This window comes from Streptomyces sp. NBC_01450 (assembly GCF_036227505.1).
Lineage (GTDB): Bacteria > Actinomycetota > Actinomycetes > Streptomycetales > Streptomycetaceae > Streptomyces.
In genome coordinates, this window is the sequence record NZ_CP109481.1 from 553,657 (window position 1) to 574,979 (window position 21,323).

24 protein-coding genes and 2 pseudogenes are annotated in these 21,323 nt (G+C 67.6%); 12 read left to right on the forward strand and 14 right to left on the reverse strand.

Translation table 11 applies throughout. From position 1 onward, the window contains the following. Positions 1-94: 94 nt before the first annotated feature. Entirely contained in the window at positions 95-625 is a 531-nt protein-coding gene (locus OG568_RS50815) for an ATP-dependent DNA ligase (RefSeq protein ID WP_329538250.1), read from the forward strand. On the opposite strand, the gene OG568_RS50820 is transcribed toward OG568_RS50815, so the two are convergent. Both OG568_RS50820 and OG568_RS50825 read right to left on the reverse strand, forming a co-directional pair. After that, entirely contained in the window at positions 610-1,200 is a 591-nt protein-coding gene (locus OG568_RS50820) for a hypothetical protein (protein ID WP_329536916.1), read from the reverse strand. The two genes, OG568_RS50815 and OG568_RS50820, sit on opposite strands and share 16 nt — an antisense overlap. 130 nt (positions 1,201-1,330) lie before the next feature. Beyond that, on the reverse strand, positions 1,331-1,960 hold the full coding sequence (locus OG568_RS50825) for a TetR/AcrR family transcriptional regulator (RefSeq protein WP_329536917.1): 630 nt from the start codon (positions 1,958-1,960) through the stop codon (positions 1,331-1,333). Positions 1,961-2,050: 90 nt separating this feature from the next. Here OG568_RS50825 and OG568_RS50830 point away from each other — a divergent pair, with 90 nt between their 5' ends. Next, complete coding sequence (locus tag OG568_RS50830) at positions 2,051-2,464, forward strand: DUF4345 domain-containing protein (RefSeq protein ID WP_329536918.1); 414 nt, start codon at positions 2,051-2,053, stop codon at positions 2,462-2,464. A gap of 178 nt (positions 2,465-2,642) precedes the next feature. After that, positions 2,643-3,140 (forward strand): hypothetical protein, encoded by a 498-nt coding sequence (locus OG568_RS50835; protein ID WP_329536919.1) that lies wholly within the window; start codon positions 2,643-2,645, stop codon positions 3,138-3,140. Positions 3,141-3,260: 120 nt separating this feature from the next. Here the strand turns inward: OG568_RS50835 and OG568_RS50840 are convergent, their stop codons facing one another. Both OG568_RS50840 and OG568_RS50845 read right to left on the reverse strand, forming a co-directional pair. Next, entirely contained in the window at positions 3,261-3,581 is a 321-nt protein-coding gene (locus OG568_RS50840; protein WP_443077970.1) for a transposase, read from the reverse strand. Between the two features lie 467 nt (positions 3,582-4,048). Continuing rightward, a complete protein-coding gene (locus OG568_RS50845; RefSeq protein WP_329536920.1) occupies positions 4,049-4,708 on the reverse strand; it encodes a WD40 repeat domain-containing protein in 660 nt (219 codons plus the stop codon). A 303-nt stretch (positions 4,709-5,011) separates the two neighbouring features. On the opposite strand from OG568_RS50845, the gene OG568_RS50850 reads away from it, so the two are divergent. From OG568_RS50850 to OG568_RS50860, 3 genes are all read left to right on the forward strand, one after another. Then, on the forward strand, positions 5,012-6,121 hold the full coding sequence (locus OG568_RS50850) for a serine hydrolase domain-containing protein (protein WP_329536921.1): 1,110 nt from the start codon (positions 5,012-5,014) through the stop codon (positions 6,119-6,121). Positions 6,122-6,380: 259 nt separating this feature from the next. Further along, on the forward strand, positions 6,381-6,869 hold the full coding sequence (locus tag OG568_RS50855) for a GNAT family N-acetyltransferase (protein WP_329536923.1): 489 nt from the start codon (positions 6,381-6,383) through the stop codon (positions 6,867-6,869). Between the two features lie 294 nt (positions 6,870-7,163). Further along, positions 7,164-7,541, forward strand: a complete 378-nt coding sequence (locus OG568_RS50860; RefSeq protein WP_329536924.1) for a nuclear transport factor 2 family protein — start codon at positions 7,164-7,166, stop codon at positions 7,539-7,541. Positions 7,542-8,063: 522 nt separating this feature from the next. On the opposite strand, the gene OG568_RS50865 is transcribed toward OG568_RS50860, so the two are convergent. The 4 genes from OG568_RS50865 to OG568_RS50880 form a co-directional block, all read right to left on the reverse strand. After that, positions 8,064-8,306, reverse strand: coding sequence for a hypothetical protein (locus OG568_RS50865; protein ID WP_329536925.1), 243 nt, complete (start codon positions 8,304-8,306; stop codon positions 8,064-8,066). Positions 8,307-8,511: 205 nt separating this feature from the next. Beyond that, positions 8,512-8,883: a fic family toxin-antitoxin system, toxin component gene (locus tag OG568_RS50870; RefSeq protein ID WP_329536926.1), complete on the reverse strand. Its 372-nt coding sequence runs from the start codon at positions 8,881-8,883 to the stop codon at positions 8,512-8,514. Beyond that, a complete protein-coding gene (locus tag OG568_RS50875) occupies positions 8,880-9,137 on the reverse strand; it encodes a hypothetical protein (RefSeq protein ID WP_266435979.1) in 258 nt (85 codons plus the stop codon). Before OG568_RS50875 ends, OG568_RS50870 begins: the two co-directional genes overlap by 4 nt. A gap of 401 nt (positions 9,138-9,538) precedes the next feature. Further along, positions 9,539-9,730, reverse strand: a complete 192-nt coding sequence (locus tag OG568_RS50880) for a transposase (RefSeq protein WP_329536928.1) — start codon at positions 9,728-9,730, stop codon at positions 9,539-9,541. A 418-nt stretch (positions 9,731-10,148) separates the two neighbouring features. On the opposite strand from OG568_RS50880, the gene OG568_RS50885 reads away from it, so the two are divergent. Next, positions 10,149-10,505: a ferredoxin gene (locus OG568_RS50885; RefSeq protein ID WP_329536929.1), complete on the forward strand. Its 357-nt coding sequence runs from the start codon at positions 10,149-10,151 to the stop codon at positions 10,503-10,505. Further along, a complete protein-coding gene (locus OG568_RS50890; protein WP_329536930.1) occupies positions 10,505-13,129 on the forward strand; it encodes a cytochrome P450 in 2,625 nt (874 codons plus the stop codon). The genes OG568_RS50885 and OG568_RS50890 overlap by 1 nt, the downstream gene beginning before the upstream one ends. 132 nt (positions 13,130-13,261) lie before the next feature. On the opposite strand, the gene OG568_RS50895 is transcribed toward OG568_RS50890, so the two are convergent. The 4 genes and pseudogenes from OG568_RS50895 to OG568_RS50910 all read right to left on the reverse strand — a co-directional run. Further along, positions 13,262-13,426 (reverse strand): hypothetical protein, encoded by a 165-nt coding sequence (locus OG568_RS50895; protein WP_329536931.1) that lies wholly within the window; start codon positions 13,424-13,426, stop codon positions 13,262-13,264. Between the two features lie 170 nt (positions 13,427-13,596). Further along, positions 13,597-13,815: a hypothetical protein gene (locus OG568_RS50900; protein WP_329536932.1), complete on the reverse strand. Its 219-nt coding sequence runs from the start codon at positions 13,813-13,815 to the stop codon at positions 13,597-13,599. A 17-nt stretch (positions 13,816-13,832) separates the two neighbouring features. Continuing rightward, positions 13,833-14,030, reverse strand: coding sequence for a transposase (locus OG568_RS50905; RefSeq protein ID WP_329536933.1), 198 nt, complete (start codon positions 14,028-14,030; stop codon positions 13,833-13,835). Positions 14,031-14,053: 23 nt separating this feature from the next. Continuing rightward, positions 14,054-14,446 (reverse strand): annotated as a pseudogene (locus OG568_RS50910) (ISAzo13 family transposase); the annotation flags it as partial. A gap of 56 nt (positions 14,447-14,502) precedes the next feature. Between OG568_RS50910 and OG568_RS50915 the strand changes: the two are divergent. The 3 genes from OG568_RS50915 (at position 14,503) to OG568_RS50925 (ending at position 18,758) form a co-directional block, all read left to right on the forward strand. After that, positions 14,503-14,676 (forward strand): ribose-5-phosphate isomerase A, encoded by a 174-nt coding sequence (locus OG568_RS50915; protein ID WP_443077924.1) that lies wholly within the window; start codon positions 14,503-14,505, stop codon positions 14,674-14,676. Between the two features lie 204 nt (positions 14,677-14,880). After that, complete coding sequence (locus tag OG568_RS50920; protein WP_329536934.1) at positions 14,881-16,245, forward strand: glutamate decarboxylase; 1,365 nt, start codon at positions 14,881-14,883, stop codon at positions 16,243-16,245. A 314-nt stretch (positions 16,246-16,559) separates the two neighbouring features. Next, on the forward strand, positions 16,560-18,758 hold the full coding sequence (locus tag OG568_RS50925; protein ID WP_329536935.1) for an FUSC family protein: 2,199 nt from the start codon (positions 16,560-16,562) through the stop codon (positions 18,756-18,758). Here the strand turns inward: OG568_RS50925 and OG568_RS50930 are convergent. Further along, positions 18,718-19,086 (reverse strand): hypothetical protein, encoded by a 369-nt coding sequence (locus OG568_RS50930; protein WP_329536936.1) that lies wholly within the window; start codon positions 19,084-19,086, stop codon positions 18,718-18,720. The genes OG568_RS50925 and OG568_RS50930 overlap by 41 nt on opposite strands. A 107-nt stretch (positions 19,087-19,193) precedes the next feature. Between OG568_RS50930 and OG568_RS50935 the strand changes: the two are divergent. Continuing rightward, a pseudogene (locus tag OG568_RS50935) lies at positions 19,194-19,793 on the forward strand (IS3 family transposase); the annotation flags it as partial. On the opposite strand, the gene ltrA reads toward OG568_RS50935, so the two are convergent. Further along, the gene (ltrA, locus tag OG568_RS50940; protein WP_329536937.1) at positions 19,742-21,019 is read right to left on the reverse strand and encodes a group II intron reverse transcriptase/maturase; all 1,278 of its coding nucleotides are present in this window, start codon (positions 21,017-21,019) and stop codon (positions 19,742-19,744) included. The pseudogene OG568_RS50935 and the gene ltrA overlap by 52 nt on opposite strands. Positions 21,020-21,323: the final 304 nt, after the last annotated feature.

Here is a 21,323-nt window from a genome sequence, read left to right on the forward strand (position 1 = left end):
TCGGGCCGGTAGTCGGGTGCGTACGCGCACTCGGTTCGCCGACGGGCGGGCCGGGTGGAAGACATGGGCTGTGACGTGGACACTGCCGCAACCGATGCTCGCCGCCCCTGTGTCCGACCCTGCGCTGCTGCCGGGATGGGCGGGTGAGCCGAAATGGGACGGGTTTAGGGCAGGGGTCTCCGTCGACGCGGGCCAGGTGGTGCTGCGCTCCAGGCGCGGCACCGACATGGCGCCGGCCTTTCCGGAGGTTGTGACCGGGGCCGCGCAGCTGCCGGACGCGACCGCGCTGGACGGCGAGCTGGTCGTATGGGACGCCGCGGGCCGCCTCGCGTTCGAGCGGTTGCGGAACCGGCTTGCCCGGCGCGGCGCCGGAGCGGCCCGGGCGGCAAAGGAGTGGCCGGCCCACTCCGTCGCGTTCGATCTGTTGCGCCTGTCCGGGACGGACACGACTGGGTGGCCGTACCAACGGCGCAGACCGCGCTGGAGTCCGTGTTCGCCGCCCCGCCGGCTGTCTGCGCCGTGGGCGCTGTGCCCGTCGACTCTCCTGTCTCGCGCAATCGAGTCGTGTTCTCACCGAACCGAGTCGTCTTTACTTCTGCGTCAGCCCGCTCAATCTCGAAGCTGAGTTTCGGGGAGGATCTGGATGTGCTTGGTCACCTCATCAAGCGCATCCCTGGCCAAGCCGAGAAACGCCTTCCGCTCGGCTACGAATCTCATGCCGGCCTCGTGCACGTTGTCGCCCCCGTTGGGGTGGCTGTCCGCCGCAACTGCTTGCGCGTACTCCCGAACGTCTTGGACGAGGGAGGACAACTGATCGACGAGGTTGTGGGCTGCTTCCGCGACGCCCTCGGGGCCCTCCAGCACCACCACCAGTCCCGCGCTCTCGGCATCCTTGAACTTCAGCCTGATCGCGGCGCTCCGCGTCTCGTCGAGCGGGACCGGAGCCTGCCCGGCACGCAACTCACGGAAGAAGGCTTGGTTGTCCCGGTCAGCGTTGCCCAGCGCTTCGAGAAATGAGAGATAGGCAGCTTGTCGGCGTTCACGGCGCCATCGCTGATGCTCGACCCGCAGGTCATTCAGCTGCACCCGGTCCTGTGATCTTTCTCTGCGCCGTTCCGTACGAGCTGCGATGAAGGCGGTGAGGGCAGCCCCCATGACGGTTCCCAGCACGCCCACGGCCGATACGAAGATGGCGGTCATATCTGCGTTCTTCCCTGAGTGTGGAACGTCACGTAATTCCCCACCGGCAGCGTCAGGTTCCCCATCCGAACGTTCGGGCTCGACCTGCTGAGAGTGCATCGGGCTCCCTGCGCGTTGTGGTAGGGCAGCCCTAGGCACCCGCACCGGGTCCTTGCGGCGGCCAGTCGGGGGCGGGGTCGTGAGCGAGCAGCGGTCGGAGGGCGCCGAGAACCGCGCCGATGCAGACGTCGCGCAACTGGATGCGGGTACACGTCTCGTGGGTGAGCCAGTCGACGCAGAGGACCTGGACGAAGACCAGCCAGCTCTTCAGGACGCCGGACACGGCCTCGCGTGCGCTCTCGTCCGCGAGGGGGAGTACGGCCAGCAGCCGCGCACGGAGTGCGTCCAGCTCGTTCGTCATGATCGTCTGGATCACCGGGTCGCCCGCGAGGACCCGGTTCGCGGCAAGGACGGCGTTGCGGTTCGCCACGAAGTAGTCGAGATGGACGTCCATACCCTGGTTCAGCTGCTCCACCAGGGAGTCGGCGGGATCGAGCCGCGTCTCGACGAGCAGTTGGTCCGCCGCCTGCTGGTAGACGGCCGCGAAGAGGGCGTGCTTGCTGGGGAAGTGACGGTAGAGCAAAGCCCTGGAGACACCGGCCTCTTCGGCGACCTCTTCCATCAGCACGTCGGCGTAGGGGTGCGCGGCGAAGAGCCGTGCGCCGACGGTGAGGAGTTGGGCGCGGCGGTCGGCGGGGGTGAGTCGCTGGCGGGGAGGCACGAACGAAGTTTAGTTGACATGGGTCTACTAGCGCACCCATCGTAGTAGACGTATGTCAACTAAGCTCTGCCAAGGCGGCTTGGAGGGACTATGGCCAGGGTTCTGCGCACACTCACACAACTGATGGGCTGGGCCTGCGTGATGATCGGCCTGTTCCATGTGGCACTCGGTAACGCGGCGATCCCCGGCGCCGGTTCCGCCGGCACGACGGTCGACAGCTGGGGCCGGTTCATGGGGGCCAGTTTCGTCGGCTACGGGCTGGCCTGGCTCTGGGCCGCGCGGCAACGCCCGATCCCGGCTCGGGCGGTGCGGTGGCTGGCCGGCGTCTTCCTGCTGGGCGGCGTGGGCCGGCTGCTCTCGCTCGCCGTGCACGGCTGGCCGCAGTGGTTCCAGATCGCGCTGACGGTGATCGAGCTCAGCCTGCCGCCGCTCTTCTTCTGGCTGGCCGACACAGAGGAGCGAGCCCTGCGCAGCGACGTGGAGGCCGTGCCCGCGGGACGGTGAACGCTTGCGAACTCATCCAGATCGAACACTTGGCCGGGGAAGCTGGCGCAGCAGGTGGGGAATTACGGGCCCTGCCGGGGATCTTGTGATGTCGCAGGACCCCTGAACATGGGATCACTCACCCCTGAACCGGCCGGCCCGGTCCTTCCATACCTTGGCGACCTCTTACCTTGGTGCCATGGGAGAGACGAACGCGAGGGGGCGGGTCGAGTTGACGCACGAGGACGTCCACGCCGGCGAGCACGGTACCCGCGCGCGGTGTCTGCCCGAGCCGTGGATGTGCGATGTCTTCCATCTCGACGGCAGCCTGAGGGACATTCGGGTCCTCGACACGACCCGCGTCGAGTGGATCGCGGTCCTCGAACGCCTGCGTGCTGTAGCCGACGAGACCGAGGTGGAGCACCCCTACCCCCAGCTCGATCCCGTGCATCCCGCCTTCACCGACCTCTTCCGCGTCTGGGCAGACGACCCGCAGGACCAGGGAACGAGTTTCTCCTTCCGGGCCCGCTTCGGCACCGTGTGGTTCTTCGCCGTGCCCTGCGACGAGGAGGAGATCGAGTTCTCCGTCTGGCCCGAGGACGTCCTCGACGGGGCGGGGGTGGCTGCGGTTCCTGGTCGAGGTCGCGACGGCCAGTCAACGACGGGCCCTGCTGACCGGCGAGGTCGTCCGGTATGACCCCGGGATGCCGACGCTGCTCTCCCACGACCCTGTCACCGGCCTCACTTCCCACATCTGAGAGGTGTTGTGGACGTTCGCATCATTCAGCTCTGACGGGGATCTTGCGATGTCGCACGGTCATGGTGCGAGGAGTACGAGTTGGCGTAGGAGGTCGAGGTCGGCTCGTCCGTAGGCCATGCGTTTTGGGAGTTTGACGCGTGTGACGTGGCCCGCGACCTGGCCGGAGCTCCATGTTGTGGAGAGTCCGGCGGTGACAGCGTCGAAGTCTCTTCTCAGGCCGCTGACCATGGAGTGCAGGGCTGGGAGGTCGTCGGCCAGGACGCGGTCCATCCAGTCCGGGAGTTGGTCTCCGCGGAGGTGGTGGAGCATCTCGGCGAAGTCGTGGACGTGCCGTGCGGTGGCGTCGAGGTGGGGGCGGGCCGTGCGGATCTCTTTCAGTTCCGCGGCGTCGGCCGTCGGCGAGGTGTTGGAGGTTCGTCATGATCCAGCGGACGACGCGGCGGGGCTTCGGGGTCGGCCTGGGCTGTGGCCAGGAGACCAGCTGCTGTTTCCGGCCTGGTTGGCGGGGAGGTCTGAAGGCGCGGAAGTAGCGGCGGAGGCACTGGACGCTCCCGGTGAATCCGTGCCCGCGTCGTTCTCGGTGGAACTGGGGAATGTCGTGACAGCCTTCCAGCCAGCGGGTGTGAAGGCAGGGCTTGTGCTCGTCCAGCACGGATAGCCGTCCGGTGGCTTTGACCAGGAGTTCCTCCAGGCTGCTGGCTCGGGCGAAGCCGCGGACGGTGGGGTGGTCCAGCCGCAGTGTCCGGCCGATCGTCGCCAGGGACCGCCCGTCGGCCAGCAGCGCCTGGACCGCCGCGTATCTCTCCGCTGTGCGGGCCACCAGGCGCCGAGGCCGGCCCATGACGTCAAGCGTGCCGTCCGGCGGGACGAACGGCACGGCCACCGCCTCGGACGGCTCCGGCGTGACCAGGTCCCCCGCGGTTGCCTCCGCCATGACCATGGGCTCCGCGAACGCGGCCCGGATGCCCGTCGTTCAGGGCGAGGGAGACCAACTGCATGTTGTAGTCACCGGGCCCGTGGATGGGGTTTCCGTACGGTTGGCCGGATGCCGCGTTCCAGCGGAGGATGCGGCCTGCCTCGTCCTCCGAGGCGATCAGCGCAGTGCCGTCGGGCAGTGTGATGGCTGTGATGGCCTTGACGCAGGTGGTGTGGCCGACCAGCGGCGGGCCCAGGGGCTCACCTGTCGCCGCGTCCCATCGGTACACCCGAAAGCCGCAATGGCCGGCCCCGGCGATGAACGCGCGGCCGTCCGGCAGGATCCCGGTGGCCACGTCCCAGATGGTGTCATCGGCGGCCATCTCGTACCCGTCCAGCTCCGCGCCGGTCAGCGCGTCGAGCCGCACAACGCCGTCCTCCGTGGCCACGGCGACCACCGGGTTGCCGCCCGGCGGTGAGGCGACCGCGAGCGCATGGGCAGACCATGCATCAGCCGAACACCACAGCATGCGGCCGGTGAACATGTCCCAGCGGCGGATCTCCTGGCCTTCGCACGATGAGAGCAGCACCACCTGCCCCGACCGGGCTCGCGCCAACGTCGGCCAAAGGATGCACCCAGGCTCAGAAGTGAACGGTGAGAGCCAACGCAGGGGTATGCGGGCAAGGATGACGGGGCTCGTTCCCGACGGCCCCTAGGTGAACCCCTGATCCCGGCGTCGGGGCGGGCGGCCCTTTGTTCCGGGAAACCCCCTCGTTCCCCGGGTGGATCCGTCGTACTGGCGTGGACGGGCACCATCGTCCACGCCAGTACGACGGGGACCACGGGGAACAGCGAGGGCGGGAGAACGATGAGGGGCTCACGATTCGGGGCGTTGGCGCTGCTGACAGTGTGCGCGCTGGTTCCCACGGCGGGCGATGCGGTCGCCGCACCGCCCACCGTGGTACCGGACGCAACTGCGTTGCAGGCGGCGCTGGACCGGGTGACGGCAACCGGCGCGGTGGGCGCGGTCGCCGAGGTCCGGCAGGGTGGCGCCGTATGGCGCGGCAGCAGCGGCAAGTCCAGGCTCAACGGCCGGCAGCCCGCCCCTGTCGACGGCCGCTTCCGCGCCGGAAGCGTCACCAAGACGTTCACCGCCACCGTGGTGCTCCAACTGGTGGGCGAGGGGCGGCTGCGCCTGTCCGACACAGCTGAGCGGTGGCTTCCCGGCCTCGTCCCTGCCCCCGGAGGCGACAAGATCACGGTCCGGGAACTGCTCCAGCACGCCAGCGGCCTGCCCGAATACACCGACGGACTGCTCGACGGTGACGCCCCTCACGACCGCTTCCGCACCTGGACACCCGCCGAGCTGGTCCGACGGGCCGTCAAGGACGGCGACCGCAACCGCCCTCTGCTGTTCCCGCCGGGCACCGATCACCACTACTCGAATACGGACTACATCGTGCTCGGGATGATCGTCGAAAAGGTCACCGGCCGCTCCTACCGCACCGAAATCGACCAGCGCATCATCCGGCCCCTCGGGCTCCGGGACACCCGTCTGCCGGGCTCCTCTCCCTTCCTCACCGGGCCCCACTCCCACGGCTACGAACCAGTGGAGAAAAAGGACGGGACACTTGTCCCGGTCGACTACACCACCGTCAACATGTCCATCGCCGGCGCTGCCGGCGAGATCATCTCCACCACCGCCGACCTCGACCACTTCTTCCGCACCCTGCTCAGCGGCCGCCTCCTGCGCCCAGCCGAGCTGCGCGAGATGACCACCGACACCAGCGGCGACGGCTGGGGCCTGGGCCTGGAGATGGCCGCCCGCCCCTGCGGCACCATCGTGGGGCACGGCGGCGGCACTCCCGGCTACCGCACCATCTCCTTCCACACACTCGACGGCACCCGCCAAGTCACGGTGGACTGGACCGACTGGGGCACCGACGCCGACGCCAGCCCTGCGGCCCTCGCCCTGATGACCGCCGCCCTCTGCCCCTCGTAGCCACTGGGCCTTCATCACCCTCATGACCCGCCGCCTCACCCGACGCAACCGCCGGCCCCAAGCGGCCCCAACTCCCCTTGCCACAACCGCCTGACGGTCCCTCCGACTGCCGTTCGATTCGGCGTCCATCGACGCTCAACCGAACGGCAAACCCGATCAGCACCCAGCTCCGGGGCCTCGTGACCTGCGAAACGTGAGGCGCCCCCCGGGGCGCGAAAAGCATTGGCGGTCCCGTGGCGCGGGCCGACATCCTGTCCGCATGCTGATCAGGGAAGCCAACACCGAGGACTGGCCTGCCATTTGGCCCTTCTTCCACAAGATCGTTGCCGCTGGTGAGACCTTCACCTATCCGATCGATCTCAGCGAAGAGCAGAGCCGCGACTGGTGGCTCCTGCCGGCCCCGAACCGCACGGTCGTCGCCGTCGACGACGCCGGAACGGTCCTCGGCACGGCGAAGATGAACAACAACCACATGGGCAACGGCTCGCACATCGCGAGCGCCAGCTACATGGTCGACCCGGCGCACTCTGGGCAGGGCGTGGGCCGAGCACTGTGTGAGTACACGGTGGAGTGGGCGCGCGCGGCCGGCTTCCGGGCGATGCAGTTCAACGCGGTCGTCGATACGAACGTGCATGCGGTGAAGCTGTATCGGTCCATCGGTTTCGAGGTGCTTGGCACGTTGCCGGAAGGCTTCCGGCATCCCTCGAAGGGCTACGTCGGGCTCCACATTATGCACCGCGCACTCTGAGCCACAGCAGAAACTGAGACAGACGATCCAGAACCCGCCACCCGCCGTTCGGATCAGCGTCGATGGACGCCGATCCGAACGGCAAGCAGAGACCCGTCCCGCTGCATAGCCCCGTGAACAGCGCAAAGAGGTTCAGACACAGCTTCGCGTGTGCTTTATGGTCTGGCCTGGTTGCGTTCGGTGATCGTCTCAGGCCGTTTGACGGTCTTGCCCACGTCGTAGCGGGTGGCGGGCCGCTTGTTCTTCGAACCGAGCGGCCGTCCCAACCCTGATGTGGAACGGCATAATGCGCCCATGGATCATGGAACAGCGCGGGCGTTCGTCGACTCCTGGGTGACGGCGTGGAACGCGCACGACTTAGACACTCTGCTAACGCACTTCGCCGACGACGTGACGTTCCGGTCGCCGGTGGCCGCACAACTGCTCGGCAGTGACGGGGTCATTCGCGGCAAGGAAGCGCTGCGCGCCTACTGGGCGGAGGGCCTGCGGCGCATCCCGGACCTGCAGTTTGAAGTGGTCGGGTGCTACGTCGGCGTGGACTGCCTGGTCATCAACTACCGCAACCAGAAGGGCGGACTGGTCAACGAGGTGCTGACCTTCGAAGGCCCGCTGGTCGCCGAGGGATACGGCACCTACCTCGGCGAGGACGCCAACCCGGCCGGAGCACGCTGAATTTGTTCTGGGGATCCGGCTCGAACGATGCCCCCGAACATGATCACTCGGAAGTGCATCCGGCGGACGTGAGAGCGGCCTTCGGCTGATCCTGTGCCGCGCGCAGCGCCATCAAGAACAACTGGACCACCGCGCTCCAGGTCACCGGCATCGGCTGACCTCCAGCGAGGCCGTAGGCCGCGCCGCGTGACGGGATCCAGAAGGGACCGGCTGGGCTCCCACGCGGCGCGGGAGCCCCGCAGCTCTGCCCCACGAGCGCGGCGCGAGCGGCCAGGGTCTGCAGGAGGCCGCGCCCATCACCGTCACCCTCGCTTCCTAATGCTGTTGTCAAACGGCATGAGTGGCTTGCCGTCTGCACGGCGGAAGGCGAGGCCGACGGATGTGGGCCGGTCCCCTGCCCTGTACATGCGCTGAGCAACACGCCCAGCAGCGCAGCTGCAACTGTGATGCGACTGCGGTTCACCATGCCACCTTCACTCGGAGTGCCTTGGACGTGTGCCCGGGCGGCCGGGCGGGTCAGCGTCACGGCTTGCAGATTTTCTGACCGCGCAGGTAGTACCCGATGGTGCCCTTCTTCGGGTAAGGCGCGCCGGTGCACACGAGGGAGCCGAACTTTCCCTCGGCAAAGCTGTGTGCCTCGGTGCTCCCCATCTTGATGGCCCGCCGACCGTCGCTGCTGCATCGCATGTGATTGGCGCCCAGTTTGCCGTAGCGGGTTCCGTCGTAGACCACATACGTCCTGCCGACGCTCTCGGTTATGCCCATCACGGTCACCTCCGCCCGCCGACCCGGCCGGTGGAGGCGGGGGCCCCGAGTTGGAGGCTGCTGGGGCTGGGTAACGGCGGCGGGCCACCATCCCGCTGACCGACTCAGTCCCGAGCCCGGGATGCTGTGGGGGGCGGCCCATGGCGTACCGGGCGGGCAGCTCGGGGGAGCTGAAGCCGTTCTCCCAGTACCACCCGGGTCGGGATCAGGGCTTCCAGGTGCGCAGGTGGGACGCGATCCGGGCGGCGGTGCAGCGCGGGTTGTTCAGCTCGTGGGCGAGCGCGGTGAGCTGTTCGCGGGTCGGGTTCACGGCGATGTTGCTGGCTTCGAGGTACATGACCGCCACGGCGCAGGCGACGGTGAGGTTGGAGCGCTCCAACCAGCGGCAGCGGCCCAGGTTGTGCACCAGGGCGGCGGCGCGGGCGTAGGGGCCGTCGTAGACGGAGGTGTCAAGGAGTTCGCCGCGGTGGCGGGCGACGGCGGCGATAGGCACACCGTAATCGTCGGGGGTCGGGTCGTGGCGCCCGGCTCGTTCCGCCACCTCAAGAATCCAGGATTCATCGACGTGCAAGATCACGCGGCGACACCCGGATGCGGATCGGCATACGGGGCGTCGAGCTGTTGCTCCAGATCGTCGAGGAACGTGCCGTGCTCATCGATGAGCCGCTGCGCAGCCGCCATGCCGGCTGCGCGGGCACCGGTGGTGTCCTCGATGATGAGCCGCTCCACGTACTTGTTGAAGTCCAGCCTGCGGGCGGCTGCGGCGGCTCTGCCGGCCGCGAGCACGTCCTCTTCCAGCCGGACCTGCGTCTGCTTCTTCGCGGAAGTCATACTCGCATGGTAGCAGGGTGGTAGCAGGCGGGGTTTGGAAGCGGTACGTAGTCGATGCCGCATGCACCTGCTGCGGACCACCATCGAGGACCGCGGGCCGCGAGGAAGGCAGACGGCAGGCGGCTCTTCTGGACCGGTGTCGATGGGATCGGGGAGCTGCAACCTTGCGGAGCAACCGCGGCGCGGGCACCACCTGCGGCCTCACCGTCCAGGACCTGGCGGGCAACACCGCCGCCGTCACAGCGTCGGCCAGCCCGGTCACTGACAGGGCGGTCGTCGCGCAGCAGCAGTCGCACACTGTCGGCGGCCAGGGCCTGCCGGTAGGCGACGGCAGACGCCGCCAGGTCGTCTTGGAGAAGGCTGTTGGCCGTCCGGTAGAACGATGCTCGCCCATGCTTTCCTCATCGCCGCGCGTCGGCGAACACATGCGTCTGGGCACGGGCCCTGTCATCGCGGACCCATTTGCGCAGGGTCTCCAGATGGATGCCCAGGCTGTGAGCGATATCAGTGAGAGAACGGTCCGTCGAGGACCGCACCAGGTCCACCGCGTCCCGCTTGAAGTCTTCGGGGTAGTTCTTCCGCTTTGCCACCATGGATCACTTCCCCTGGATGACAAAGCATCCAGCGTCCAGGTGTCGGAATTTCGGGGGTCACTCCAAGACAATGAGAGAGGGCGGGAGTCAGCGAGACTGACTCCCGCCCTCTACTATCGGCATCCGCCCTGGCCAACGCTTGACTTCTACTGATCCTAGGCGAGTGCCCCGGCAGCCGAAGAAGCGAAGGAAAGGGTCTCTGGCCTGCGACCATCTAATCGATCAACGCTGGACTCGCCGGTATCGGTGCCGCTGTTACGCTGACCCTCTGACGGCATTTCGGCGCACCGTGCCACACGGTTTCTGTCGAAACGGCAATCCAAAAGAGCGCCGCTTACGTAACCAAAATGCAGCCGCAACCAGGGATACGTCCCTAGACCGACGCCGATCGCCTTAGCCGCGATGATCAATTCTTTCCATGGAGACCCGACGAGCGCGGTGCACCCCCTCGCACTTCGCAGGCGTGGGCAGCGGCCGGATCCTCCCTCATTGCGCGCCGGAGTGGCGTCGGCTTGAGGGTCTACAGCTCCCACTCCCTGTGGAGGTCGGGGTGAAAGTTGTCGTTGATCTTTCCCGATGCGCGGGGTATGCACAGCGCGCGTTCCTGGCTCCGGAGGCGTTCCGGATGCACGGTGAGAAAGCGCTCATGTACGACCCAGACCCCGACGACGCCCGGCGCGACCAGGTGCTACGTGCCGCGGCGGCCTGCCCGGTCCAGGCGATCCTGGTCGACCAGCTGGATGCGCGGCACGCACCAACGGAGGCGTCGCCGTGATGACCAGTGCCGACAACCTGCGTGCGTTCAAGCGCGATGGCCGCATCGTGGTCGTCGGGGCGTCGCTGGCGGGGCTGCGGGCCGCGGAAGCTCTACGAGACGAGGGTTTCACCGGATCGTTGACCATGATCGGTGACGAGTTGGGCGAGCCCTACGACCGGCCTCCCCTGTCCAAGCAAGTACTGACCGGGTGGGTGCCGGCCGACGGCACCACTTTGCCCCGCCGTCGTGGCATCGATGCGCAGTGGCTGCTCGGCGTGCCCGCCAGCGGGCTGGACCTCGCGACGAACCACGTACATCTCACCGACGGACGCGAGGTTCCCTTCGACCGGGTGCTGATCTCCACCGGGGTACGGGCCCGGCCGTGGTTCGTCGAGTCCGAGGCGGCCCTAGACGGAGTGTTCGTCGTACGTACGCGCGAGCATGCCGAGAGCCTGCAGCGAGCCCTCGCCGCCGGGCCCTCCCGGGTACTGGTTGTCGGTGCGGGATTCACCGGCTCCGAGATCGCCTCCATCTGCCGCGAGCGTGACATCCCGGTGACCGTCGCCGAACTCGCACCAGCCCCGCTGGTCGGCGCACTCGGCGCCATGATCGGTGAGGTCGCGGCGGACATGCAGCGCGCCCACGGCGTCGACCTGCGCTGCAGCGTCAAAGTCACCCAACTGGAGGGCGACGCCGAGGGGCACTTCCGCCGCGCCCACTTCTCCGACGGCAGCACCATCGACGCCGATGTGGCGGTGGTGGCGCTCGGGAGCATCCGCAACACCGAGTGGCTGCGGGAGTCGGGACTGGCGGCGGGCGTGTGGGGAATCACCTGTGACACGGGTTGCCGCGCCCTCGACATCCATGGCCGCGTCGCCGACGACGTCTTCGCCGCGGGAGACGTGGCACGTTGCCCGAACCCCATCTACGAATACCGGCTCATCGCACTAGAGCACTGGGCCAACGCCGTGGAGCAGGCAGAGGTCGCGGCACACAACATGGTCAGCGCCCAGGCGGACCGCCGGCCCCACCTGTCCATCCCGCTGTTCTGGTCGATCCAGTTCGGCGTCAACATCAAGTCCGTCGGCGTGCCGACCTTCGCCGACGAGGTGGTCGTCACCCAGGGATCGCTGGACGACCACCGTTTCGTCACCGTATATGGCTATCGGGGCCGCGTCACGGCCGCCGTGAGCTTCAACAACGGTAAGTGGCTGGACCACTACCGACGGTTGATCGAGAAGGCAGCACCTTTCCCGCCCCCCTGCCCCACGCCGGACCAGCCGGCCGAGATGAAACCGGTGCCCGTCGACTTCCCCGGCCCCGCCCTGCTCGCGCAGGGCGCCACGGCGGTCGTCACAGGCCATGACCCCGGTGAGCGCCGCGTCACGGCCGTGCACCGGTATCGGCAGGTGGAAGGCCGGACGACCACGACCGGGACGCCCGGCACGCTGCAACGGATCTTCGACTACTCCGCCCGGGCCGACCCCTACCCGTTGTATGCCGAATTGCGCAGGACGCCGGTGGCTCGGCAGGAGGACGGCAGCTACGTCATCAGCGCCTATCGCGAGATCACGGACATACTGAATGACCCGCATCTGAGTTCCGACGTGCGCAATCTGTCGCGTCCGATGCCCTCGGCCGAGGGAGGGGCCACGTCGTCGTTCATCCACATGGACTCGCCCGAGCACGATCGCCTGCGGCGTATGGCGACGCGTCACTTCGGCCCCCCGCACACCCCTGGGCTGGTGACCGGACTTGAAGGCTTCCTGACCGCCACCGTCCGCAGCCTGATCGACGATTTGGCGGGCAAGGAGCAGATCGACGTCGTCGATGATTTCGCCTTCCCGTTCCCCGTAACCGTGATCTGTCACTTGCTCGGCGTGCCACGCGAGGACGAGCCGATGTTCCACCTCTGGGTGAACGACATCATGAACTCGATCGACTACGACCCCAAGACCGACCCGAAGGAGAAACTGGACAAGGGCGTACAGGCCCGCAAAGATCTGCGCCAGTGCCTCGGCGAACTGGTGGAACAGCGCCACGGCCGGCCGGGAGACGACTTCCTGTCACGGCTGGCCAGCGACGACGGGCCCGACGGTCGGATGGCCGACGCCGACATCGTCGCCACCGCCAAACTGCTCCTCATCGCCGGCCATGAGACCATCGTCAACCTCATCACCAACGGCATGCTGACGCTGCTGCGCCACCCGCAGGTGCTGCAACGACTTCGCGACGAACCGGACCTCGTCGTGCCGCTGGTCGAGGAACTGCTGCGCTACGAGCCCTCCGTGCAGATCATTCCCTGGCGGGCGGCGTACAGCGACATCACCGTCGCCGACACCGTCATCCCCCAGGGCTCGCAGATCATGCTCATGCTTGCCTCAGGCAGCCGCGATCCGAAGCGCTTCCACGATCCGGACCGATTCGACCCGGATCGGCGTGACAACCAGCACCTGGGGTTCGGCAGCGGCATCCACCTGTGCTTCGGTGGCCCGCTGGCCCGGCGGGAAACCCAGATCGCGCTGACCGAGCTGGTACGCCGGCTCGACCGACCCAGGCTGGTCGCCGACCCGCCGCCGTACCGGCCCAGCCCCGTTCTTCGGGGTCCGATCCATCTGGACATCGAGCAGGGTGACGGTTGACGCGGCAGCCGAGGGCAGTTGGAAGGTCACGCCGCGGCCGACCGGCTGGCTCTGCATTCGACAGCAACCCGCTAGTATCCTCAGCTCCCATCCCGTCCACCGTCGACCCACACACTGTGGAGCGGACGTGGTTCATGGCGTCCAGGTGGAGCGCGCCACTGTGCCTACGACGACCTCGCGGGCCTGGCGGCGCTGCTCGGCGCCACCCCCGGCGTTGTCGAGCACGGCCTGTTCCCTCCGACGCTGGTCGCCGACGTGTTCGTCGCCCGCGACGACTCGGTCGAGCACCACAATCATGCCAAGTCCCGAGCCTGAGAGGATATTTGGTTGCCTCATCACCGATGCGGCCATCGTCTCCCTGATCGGGGCCGCCGACTCCTTCACCGTCTCCACCATGCCGGATGGCGACGCGCTCAAAAACACCATCACTAAACTTGACTCTGTCGGGGATCTTGGTGCCGCCGAGGTCAGCTGCCCAGGGTTCGCCAGGACTTCGGCCGGGGTATCTCGCGCTGGTCGAGGTAGTTCTGGAAGGCGGTCGGTCGGCGGGGCGTGGGGGCTTCTTCGGTTGGTGGCAGTCCGCTGAGTCGCTCGATGGTGACGGCGATGGCCGTCAGGACGTGCTGGATGTGGGCCTTTCCCTGTCCTCGGTAGCGGTCCTCGGTAGCGGCAGCGTCGCATGCCATAGCCGCGGGCGAACTCGTTAACAGTGCCGCTCCACTCCGGAGCAGACCGCGTAGCGGGTCTTCCACTCAGGCGTCTGTTGCTCGGTGCGGACGCGAAATTGCAGGTCGCGGAGTTCTCGTGGGGGAAAGCCCACGGTGCGGGTGCTTTCGCGGGAGGTGGTGCATTGGGTACGCGCCGGGCAGGGCTGGCACTGGCTTTTGGTGAACCTGGCCACGATCAGCGGGGCCGCTGTGGGAGCGTGCCCGGCGGCAGGTGACAGACGGTGATCAGCAGTCCCGTCTCAGCGGTAAGTTGGGCGAGTTGGAGTTTCCAGGCCCGGGCGCGGTAGCCGTTGGAGCCGCCCGCGTCGGCGGTGATGAGCAGTCGTGTCGCCTGGAGATGTGCGTCCTGGCCCTGGCCGTGCCACCAGCGGCGGATCGATTGCACGGCGAACGCGGCGGTGTCGTGGTCGGTTCCGACGTTGACCCAGCCGGTGTTCGCCCGGAGGTCGTAGATCCCGTACGGGATGGCCTTGCCCAGCTGCGGATCGGCGAAGTCGTGGACGCGCACGGGCACCGGTTCGCCTGCCGGCCGCCACTGACGGCCATGGTTCTTGAAGTCGCCGACAAGTTCCTTCTTCTTGGTGTCCACGCGGTCTGTCACTGCGGTGTGTCGCGACGTCGCCGCGGACCGAGGAGGCGGCCCTGATGCTCGATCTACGGGTCGAACCGTTCGGCAGCATCGACCGCTTCGATGTCACGATTGACGGTGCGGACCAGATAGCGCCGGACGGCTGGCTCGTCAAGGGCGGCGGCGCCGCGCACACCAGGGAGAGTGGCGCGCTCCACCTGGACGCCCGGCACCGCGCCCGCTCCACATAGGTGTGGGTCGACGGCCGGCGGGATGGGAGTTGGGTGGGTCGGTGTGGGGGTCAGGCGAGCCGACGGACTTTGAAGGCTGGTCGGTGCCTTTTCCCAAAGAAGGGGCTATTCCGTTCGCGCTGGGCCACAGCCAGTTCGGAGCCTCCTGTTCTATCTCGGCGTGTCCCTCGCCGAGGCAGGCACCGCCGCTGTTTGAATCGTCATATGACTAAGGGTGACGACGCGGCTCTTTTTGGCAACCGATTCTTGACCGTGCCCGCTCCCTCGGACACCTTCCCCGAGGAAGGCATGGCTGCGACGGACGCAATGAGGCTGCTGGATGTGGACCTCGCCATGGAGGGTGACCCGCAGCGTAACCTCGCCACGTTTGTCACCACTTGGATGGAGCCGGAGGCGCAACGGATCATCGCCGAGAATCTCCACCGCAATTTCATCGACCATGCGGAGTACCCGATTTCCGCCGAGATCGAGCAGCGTTGCGTGCGCATGCTCGCCGGCCTCTTCAACGCGCCGGGCAAGACAACCGGATGTCGGACCCAGGGCTCGTCCGAGGCGATCATGCTCGGGGCGCTGTCGCTGAAGTGGAAGTGGCGGGAGCGCCGCCGGGCGGCCAATCTGTCGGTCGACCGACCCAACTTGGTCTTCGGCGGGGACGTCCACGTCGTGTGGGAGAAGTTTTGCCGCTACTTCGACGTCGAGCCGCGGATCGTGCCGCTTGCCGAGGGCAAGTACACGATCGGCCCGGAGGACGTGGAGCCTCACCTCGACGGGAACACGATCGGCGTCGTCGCCGTCCTCGGCACCACGTTCACCGGCCACAAGGACGACGTCGTCGGGATCGACAAGCTCCTGCGGGACGTCCGCAAGGAGCGGGACCTCGACATCCCGATCCACGTTGACGGAGCCAGCGGCGGCTTCGTGTGGCCCTTCCTCTATCCGGACTCGAAATGGGATTTCCGGCTCGAGCAGGTCCGTTCGATCAACGTCTCGGGGCACAAGTACGGCCTGGTCTACCCCGGCATCGGCTGGCTGGTCTTCCGCGAGGAGTCCGACCTGCCCAAGGACCTCGTGTTCTACGAGAACTACTTGGGCAAGACCGACGCGACGTTCACGCTGAACTTCTCTACCGGCGCGTCGATGGTGCTCGCGCAGTACTACAACTTCGTCCGGCTCGGTCGCCAGGGCTACACCTACGTCATGAAGATGTTGCAGGAGAACGCCCACGCGTTGGCGGACAACCTGCGTAGCGGCGACCGCTTCGAAGTGATCGGCAGCGACCTCGAACAGCTGCCGCTGGTCGCTTTCCGTCTCGCCGGCAAGCACGCCTACGACGAGTCCGACGTCGCCTGGCAGCTCTCGGCCGAGCGCGGCTGGATGGTGCCGGCGTACACGCTCCCGCCCAACGCGGAGCGGGTGAAGATCATGCGTGCCCTGGTCAAGGAGACCCTGAGCCGCGAGCAGATCGATCGCCTGAGCCAGGACATCGAGGACGCGTGTCGCACGTTGGACGACAAGGGTGCGACCCATGAGACCGAGCGGGCCCAGGTCAAGCGCGGCACCGGCTACTGACGCACATCCGCCCCCCGGTTGCACGCACCTGCTCGCTCTGAGGGCGTCTCCACCGCGAACCCTGCCTCGGGTAGATCTGCTGCGCGTGCCAGATATCTACCAGATCGAACGGTCTGCCCGAACCAAGGGCGCCACGCCCGGGCCTCGTCCTCCGGCTGCCGGACGCGCACAAGGACCTGCGGAGCGAGAAGTATCTGGTCCTGGTCCCTCTCGCCTGACCGGCTCCGGGCGCGGTGGCCGGGCATACCCGCCCGCCCTACCGTGAACAGGGGGAGCGGGCGTGTCTCTGTACCGAATCGACGAGGAGGCCACGGGTGCCCCTTCGCGGTGGGCTGGAATGGCTGCGGGCCCGTGATCCGGGCCTGCGGGCGGTGCGGCATTCGGCGCGGGTGACGGTCGTGGCGTGCACGGGGTTCTACGCGGCGCGCTACGGCCTGGGAAACCATGTCGCGGCGATCTACGCGCTGTTCGGCGCCATCGCCACCGGCGGAATGTCCTTCGTCCCGGGTACGCCGCGCGAGCGCGCCCGCACGCTGCTGGCGGTGCTACCGGTCGCGGCCGCGCTGGTCACCCTGGGGACCGTGCTCGGGGTGCACTCGTGGACGGCGGCCCTCGGGATGCTCGGGGTGGGCTTCCTGGTTTCGTACGCGGGGGTGGGCGCGCCCCGACTGGGCGGGCTGGCAGGCGGCCTCCAGGCGCTCTACATCCTGGCGTGCTTTCCGCCGTACGCCCCCGCGACGCTGGGGGCGCGCCTGGCCGGGCTGGCTACCGGGATCGTGCTGATGGCTGCGGCGGAGATGTGGCTGATGCCGGCTCCCCCGCCGGGGCGTTACGCGGACCGGCTGGCGCGCGCCGCGGCGGTGGCATCCCGGACGCTGCGGGCGCTCGCGGCGGAGTCGCGGTCACCACCGTTCGACAGCCCGGAGCGGCTGATGACGGCGGCGCAGGAGCTGCGGCTGAGCCGGGTGCCGGACGACGAGCGCCCGACATCGGCGTCGGCGCGGCACCGGGCGCTGTGCCAGGGCGCCGCCTACATGCGTCATCTGCTGGCCCAGACCTGGCAGTTGGAACAGGACGCTCGCGATACCCCCAGCACCCGCGACCCCGCGGCGGCCCGGCTGCTGCAAGCGTCGGCCACCGCATGCCACGGCGTCGCACTCGGGCTGTCCGGCCGGGGCCCGGCGCCTTCCGACGCCCCGTACACCGCCGCCGCGTCGGACTTCGAGGCCCAGCGCGTCCGCCTGCCGATGTGGCACCCGAACAGCGCGGCCGTGGTGCGCGGCGGCGCGATCGCCCTGGACATCGCGTACACCGGGACCTTCCTGGTCACGGCGGTGCGGATCGCGCTCGGTGCGCCCGTGCCCGCGGACACGACGCCGCCTGCGGAGCGGCCGGGCCCGTTCTGGTACGCAGGCCGGCCCGCGCTCTCGCTCTACGCGCGCCGCCTGCAGACCCATCTCACGCCACGGTCGGTGTACTTCCAGAATGCCGTCCGGATCGCGCTGGCCCTGTCCGCCGCCCGGCTGATCGTGGGCGGGCTCGACCTGGGCCACGGCATCTGGGCGCTGCTGGCCACCATCACCGTGATGGGGACCAGCGCCACGGGCACCCGTACGGCGCTCTGGCCGGCGCTCGGCGGCACGCTCGCGGGCGCCGCCGTGGTAGCTGCGATGCTGTACTTCGTCGCCGACCACTTGGCGGTGTACGCGGTCGTGTTGCCGCCTCTGTACTTTCTGGCGTTCTCCGCGGGGCCCGTGCTCGGCATGGGCTGGAACCAGGCGTTCTCCACGATCGCCGCAGCCGCCGCCTTTGCCCAGCTCGGTCCCGCCCAGCCGGGGCTGGCCGCCGTCCGGTTCACGGATGTCGTCATCGGCGGCGTCACCGGAGCCGTGGTCGGGCTGCTGGCCTGGCCGCAAGGCGGTGCCGGGGAACTTCGGCGGGCCTGCTCACGGCTGCTGGACCAGAGCACCCGGGCCGTCACCGAGATCATCGACACCATCGCCGGGGACGGGACGGCCGGCGACGCGCTGGCCCGGGCCCGCCTCGCCCAGGTGATCGCGGAGGCGAGCTACGCGCAGTACGCCACCGAGCGCGGCGACCCGGACCCGGCGCACCCTGCCGACAAGGACTGGATGGCCATCCTGCTGGCCGGGAACCGTGTGATCACCATGGGGCAGAGCCTGCTCGACCACTGCCCTCCAGGCGTACTGGCGGCCTGGCCGCCCAGCGCCGCGCACCTGCGCGACGCCACCCACCGTCTCCGGCTGACTGCGCTGCCACTGATGTACGACCTGCGTTCCAGGAAGCCATGCCGAGCGCCCGCCGAGCCCCCGGCCCCGGACGTGCCGCCGGAGCACGCTGTCATCGCCGACATATGCGCCGCCTCGGACGGCCGGGCGCCCGACCCGATGTCGTACTACGCCGTCGACGCCGTCATCTGGCTGGCGAGCCTACAGCGGTTGGTCACGGCGATCAGTCCGTCCAAGGAAGGTCGGACAGCAGCGCAGGGTTGACCACCGCGAGGTTCGTGGCGACGTCCCCACGGGGCATATCGGGCCATGGGATCGTGTGGGCGCCGCGGTACTTGGCGGGCAGCCGCAGCTGCTGCTCCCCGGCGAGCCGGGCATCCCGGTCCGGGTGGCTGTAGTGAGCGTTGTCTGCGACAGGCCAGTACCGAGGTGGTGTCGGCGGCGGGGTGTACCAGGCGCGTTCGAAGTTCTTCCGAATCCCGGCGTACGCCAGTACGTGCTCGGCGGCGACCCGCCACGGTGTGAACGACATCGACGGCGAGGCCGACAACTTTCCCGTGCAGCAGGTGTGCACCTGGGCGGGAGTGTCCACGTCGGGCTTCTACCACTGGAGATCGAGGCCGTTGTCGGCCACCGCGAAGCGCCGTGCGGAACTGAGGACCGTCATCCTCCAGGTCTTCTCCGACTCACGGGAGACCCGGCTACCGGCGTGTCCACGCCGCGCTCCAGCGGATGAACGTGCAGGCCGGAGCGGAACTGGTCCGCGCGCTGATGCGCGAGCTCGGCCTGGTGCCATGCCAGCCGCGGCCCTGGCGGGCGACCACGATCGCCGATGATGCGGCGCCGGCCACGTCCGACCTGCTGGCCCGTGACTTCACCGCTGACGCTCCCGGGCGCAAACTGGTAAGCGATATCACCTACGTTCACACCTGGGCCGGGTTCCTGTATCTCGCGACCGTCATCGACTGCCACACCAAAGCTGTGGTCGGCTGGGCGATGGCCGACCATTTGAAGGCCTCTCTCATATCGGATGCACTCGATATGGCGGCCCGGAACATCGACCTCGCCGAAGGCTGCACATTTCATTCCGATCGCGGCAGCCAATACACGTCTCGGGAACTTCGTTGCAAGCTCCGCTTGTTGGGCCTGCGAGCGTCGGTCAGCCGCACCGGTGTCTGTTGGGAGGTGAGTCGGCGGCGGGAATCTCACCCACCGCCGCTCTCAGAACCGTGCGTGAACCTCGCGACTCACACGGCTCCCATTGTTGAACCAGTAGGCAACGCGCCGTGCTTCCAGTGAGCAAACATGCCCGGGAATGCTGAGGCGATCTCAGCCAACCTCCTCCGGGCCTTCCTTGAGGCACGGCGATACCGTTTGTACTTCCTCTGGGCCCATTTCACAAGGAACGGGTTGATCTGCTGTTCCAGAAACCTGATCAATCTGGACTTGTAGAAGCGCCCATAGTAGTTGACCCATCCCGCCACGATGGGGTTGATCACCGCGGCGATCTCCTGAAAGCTCAGCTCGGTACAGCGCCCCAGTCGCCAACTCCGGATAGTCCTCGTCATGGACTTCATGGCTGTTTTGCTCACTGCGGGAAGGAAGCCGGTCTTCAGCCTCCCATCCCGCAAGCGGGCCGCCCGAGGACGGAAGGTATACCCCAGGAACGTGAACTCCGTGACCGGGAAATCCCGTTCACGACCTTCCTGTTTGCAGTACACCACCCTGGTTTTCTCCGGATGGAGACGTAATCCGAACTGCAGCAGCCTGCGCTCGATGATGGTGCGGACGAAGTTCGCCTGCTTCTCACTGGCGCAGTGCACCACAGCGTCGTCGCCGTACCGCTCGAACCTGATCGCCGGGTACTCCCGAGCCAACCACGCGTCGAACGCGTAGTGCATGAACAGATTCGACAACAACGGTGAAATAGAAGATCCTTGAGGAGTCCCCTTTTCCCGCCTGACAAGCGTTCCGTCGGGCTGCTGCACAGGGGCGACAAGCCATCGCTTCACATACAGCAGAACCCACGGGAGATTGGTATGCCTTTCCACTGCCGCGATGATGGGGGCGTGCGGCACGTTGTCGAAGAATCCCTGGATGTCAAGGTCGATCACCCAAGGGTGCCTCCAGCACCGCTGCTTGCACGTCTCCATCGCATCCAGCGCGGAGCGCCTCGGGCGATAGCCATACGAGTCCTGATGGAAGATCTGCTCCACATCTGGCTCCAATGTCATGGCCACTACCGTCTGGGCGATCCTGTCGGCCACGGTCGGAACCCCAAGGCTCCGAGCCCCACCGCCGGCTTTGGGAATGTCAACCGCTCTCACGGGTGGGGGGAAGTAGCTTCCCGAGGACAGCCGGTTCCACAGTTTGTACAGGTTGCTCTTCTCATCCTGCTCAAACTCCGCTAACGACTGCCCGTCCACCCCAGCCGCTCCCCTGTTGGCCTTGACCTTCAGGTATGCGTTCCAGATCAGCCGTTTCGGAATATCAAACGGCTTGCCTGCTGATCTTGTCTCGACCATCCGATTCCTCCCATCTCTGGTTGATCGCCGATCGACACCCAACAACACGTCCCCTTCGCTCCGCCTCTATTACGGAGGGTTCATCACTACTACGGGACGTTCCGCCCTCCCGACGCGCGACCGGTACTCCGGATCTCATGGCTCTTCGCCACTTGTGCCGCTCCCTCTTGCGAGCCACGTCAAACCCGTGGATCGCTGTTTCGTGTCAAGGAGTTCTCCAGTTCCGTTGTGAAGCCCGGACTGAGCTCGCGCCACCTTCATGCCGGACACCACCAGACCAGTAAGCAGGCACCCGTCTGGCTTA

What these genes read in the sequence shown, in the direction of transcription:
- OG568_RS50880 (WP_329536928.1), bottom strand. Translation starts at nt 9,730, where the DNA reads ATGGTGGCAAAGCGGAAGAACTACCCCGAAGACTTCAAGCGGGACGCG.
- OG568_RS50855 (WP_329536923.1), top strand. Translation starts at nt 6,381, where the DNA reads ATGCTGATCAGGGAAGCCAACACCGAGGACTGGCCTGCCATTTGGCCC.
- OG568_RS50860 (WP_329536924.1), top strand. Translation starts at nt 7,164, where the DNA reads ATGGATCATGGAACAGCGCGGGCGTTCGTCGACTCCTGGGTGACGGCG.
- OG568_RS50815 (WP_329538250.1), top strand. Translation starts at nt 95, where the DNA reads ATGCTCGCCGCCCCTGTGTCCGACCCTGCGCTGCTGCCGGGATGGGCG.
- OG568_RS50885 (WP_329536929.1), top strand. Translation starts at nt 10,149, where the DNA reads ATGGAGACCCGACGAGCGCGGTGCACCCCCTCGCACTTCGCAGGCGTG.
- OG568_RS50890 (WP_329536930.1), top strand. Translation starts at nt 10,505, where the DNA reads ATGACCAGTGCCGACAACCTGCGTGCGTTCAAGCGCGATGGCCGCATC.
- OG568_RS50820 (WP_329536916.1), bottom strand. Translation starts at nt 1,200, where the DNA reads ATGACCGCCATCTTCGTATCGGCCGTGGGCGTGCTGGGAACCGTCATG.
- OG568_RS50875 (WP_266435979.1), bottom strand. Translation starts at nt 9,137, where the DNA reads ATGACTTCCGCGAAGAAGCAGACGCAGGTCCGGCTGGAAGAGGACGTG.
- OG568_RS50895 (WP_329536931.1), bottom strand. Translation starts at nt 13,426, where the DNA reads ATGATTGTGGTGCTCGACCGAGTCGTCGCGGGCGACGAACACGTCGGC.
- OG568_RS50830 (WP_329536918.1), top strand. Translation starts at nt 2,051, where the DNA reads ATGGCCAGGGTTCTGCGCACACTCACACAACTGATGGGCTGGGCCTGC.
- OG568_RS50835 (WP_329536919.1), top strand. Translation starts at nt 2,643, where the DNA reads ATGGGAGAGACGAACGCGAGGGGGCGGGTCGAGTTGACGCACGAGGAC.
- OG568_RS50915 (WP_443077924.1), top strand. Translation starts at nt 14,503, where the DNA reads ATGCTCGATCTACGGGTCGAACCGTTCGGCAGCATCGACCGCTTCGAT.
- ltrA (WP_329536937.1), bottom strand. Translation starts at nt 21,019, where the DNA reads ATGGTCGAGACAAGATCAGCAGGCAAGCCGTTTGATATTCCGAAACGG.
- OG568_RS50900 (WP_329536932.1), bottom strand. Translation starts at nt 13,815, where the DNA reads ATGGCATGCGACGCTGCCGCTACCGAGGACCGCTACCGAGGACAGGGA.
- OG568_RS50865 (WP_329536925.1), bottom strand. Translation starts at nt 8,306, where the DNA reads ATGGGCATAACCGAGAGCGTCGGCAGGACGTATGTGGTCTACGACGGA.
- OG568_RS50920 (WP_329536934.1), top strand. Translation starts at nt 14,881, where the DNA reads ATGACTAAGGGTGACGACGCGGCTCTTTTTGGCAACCGATTCTTGACC.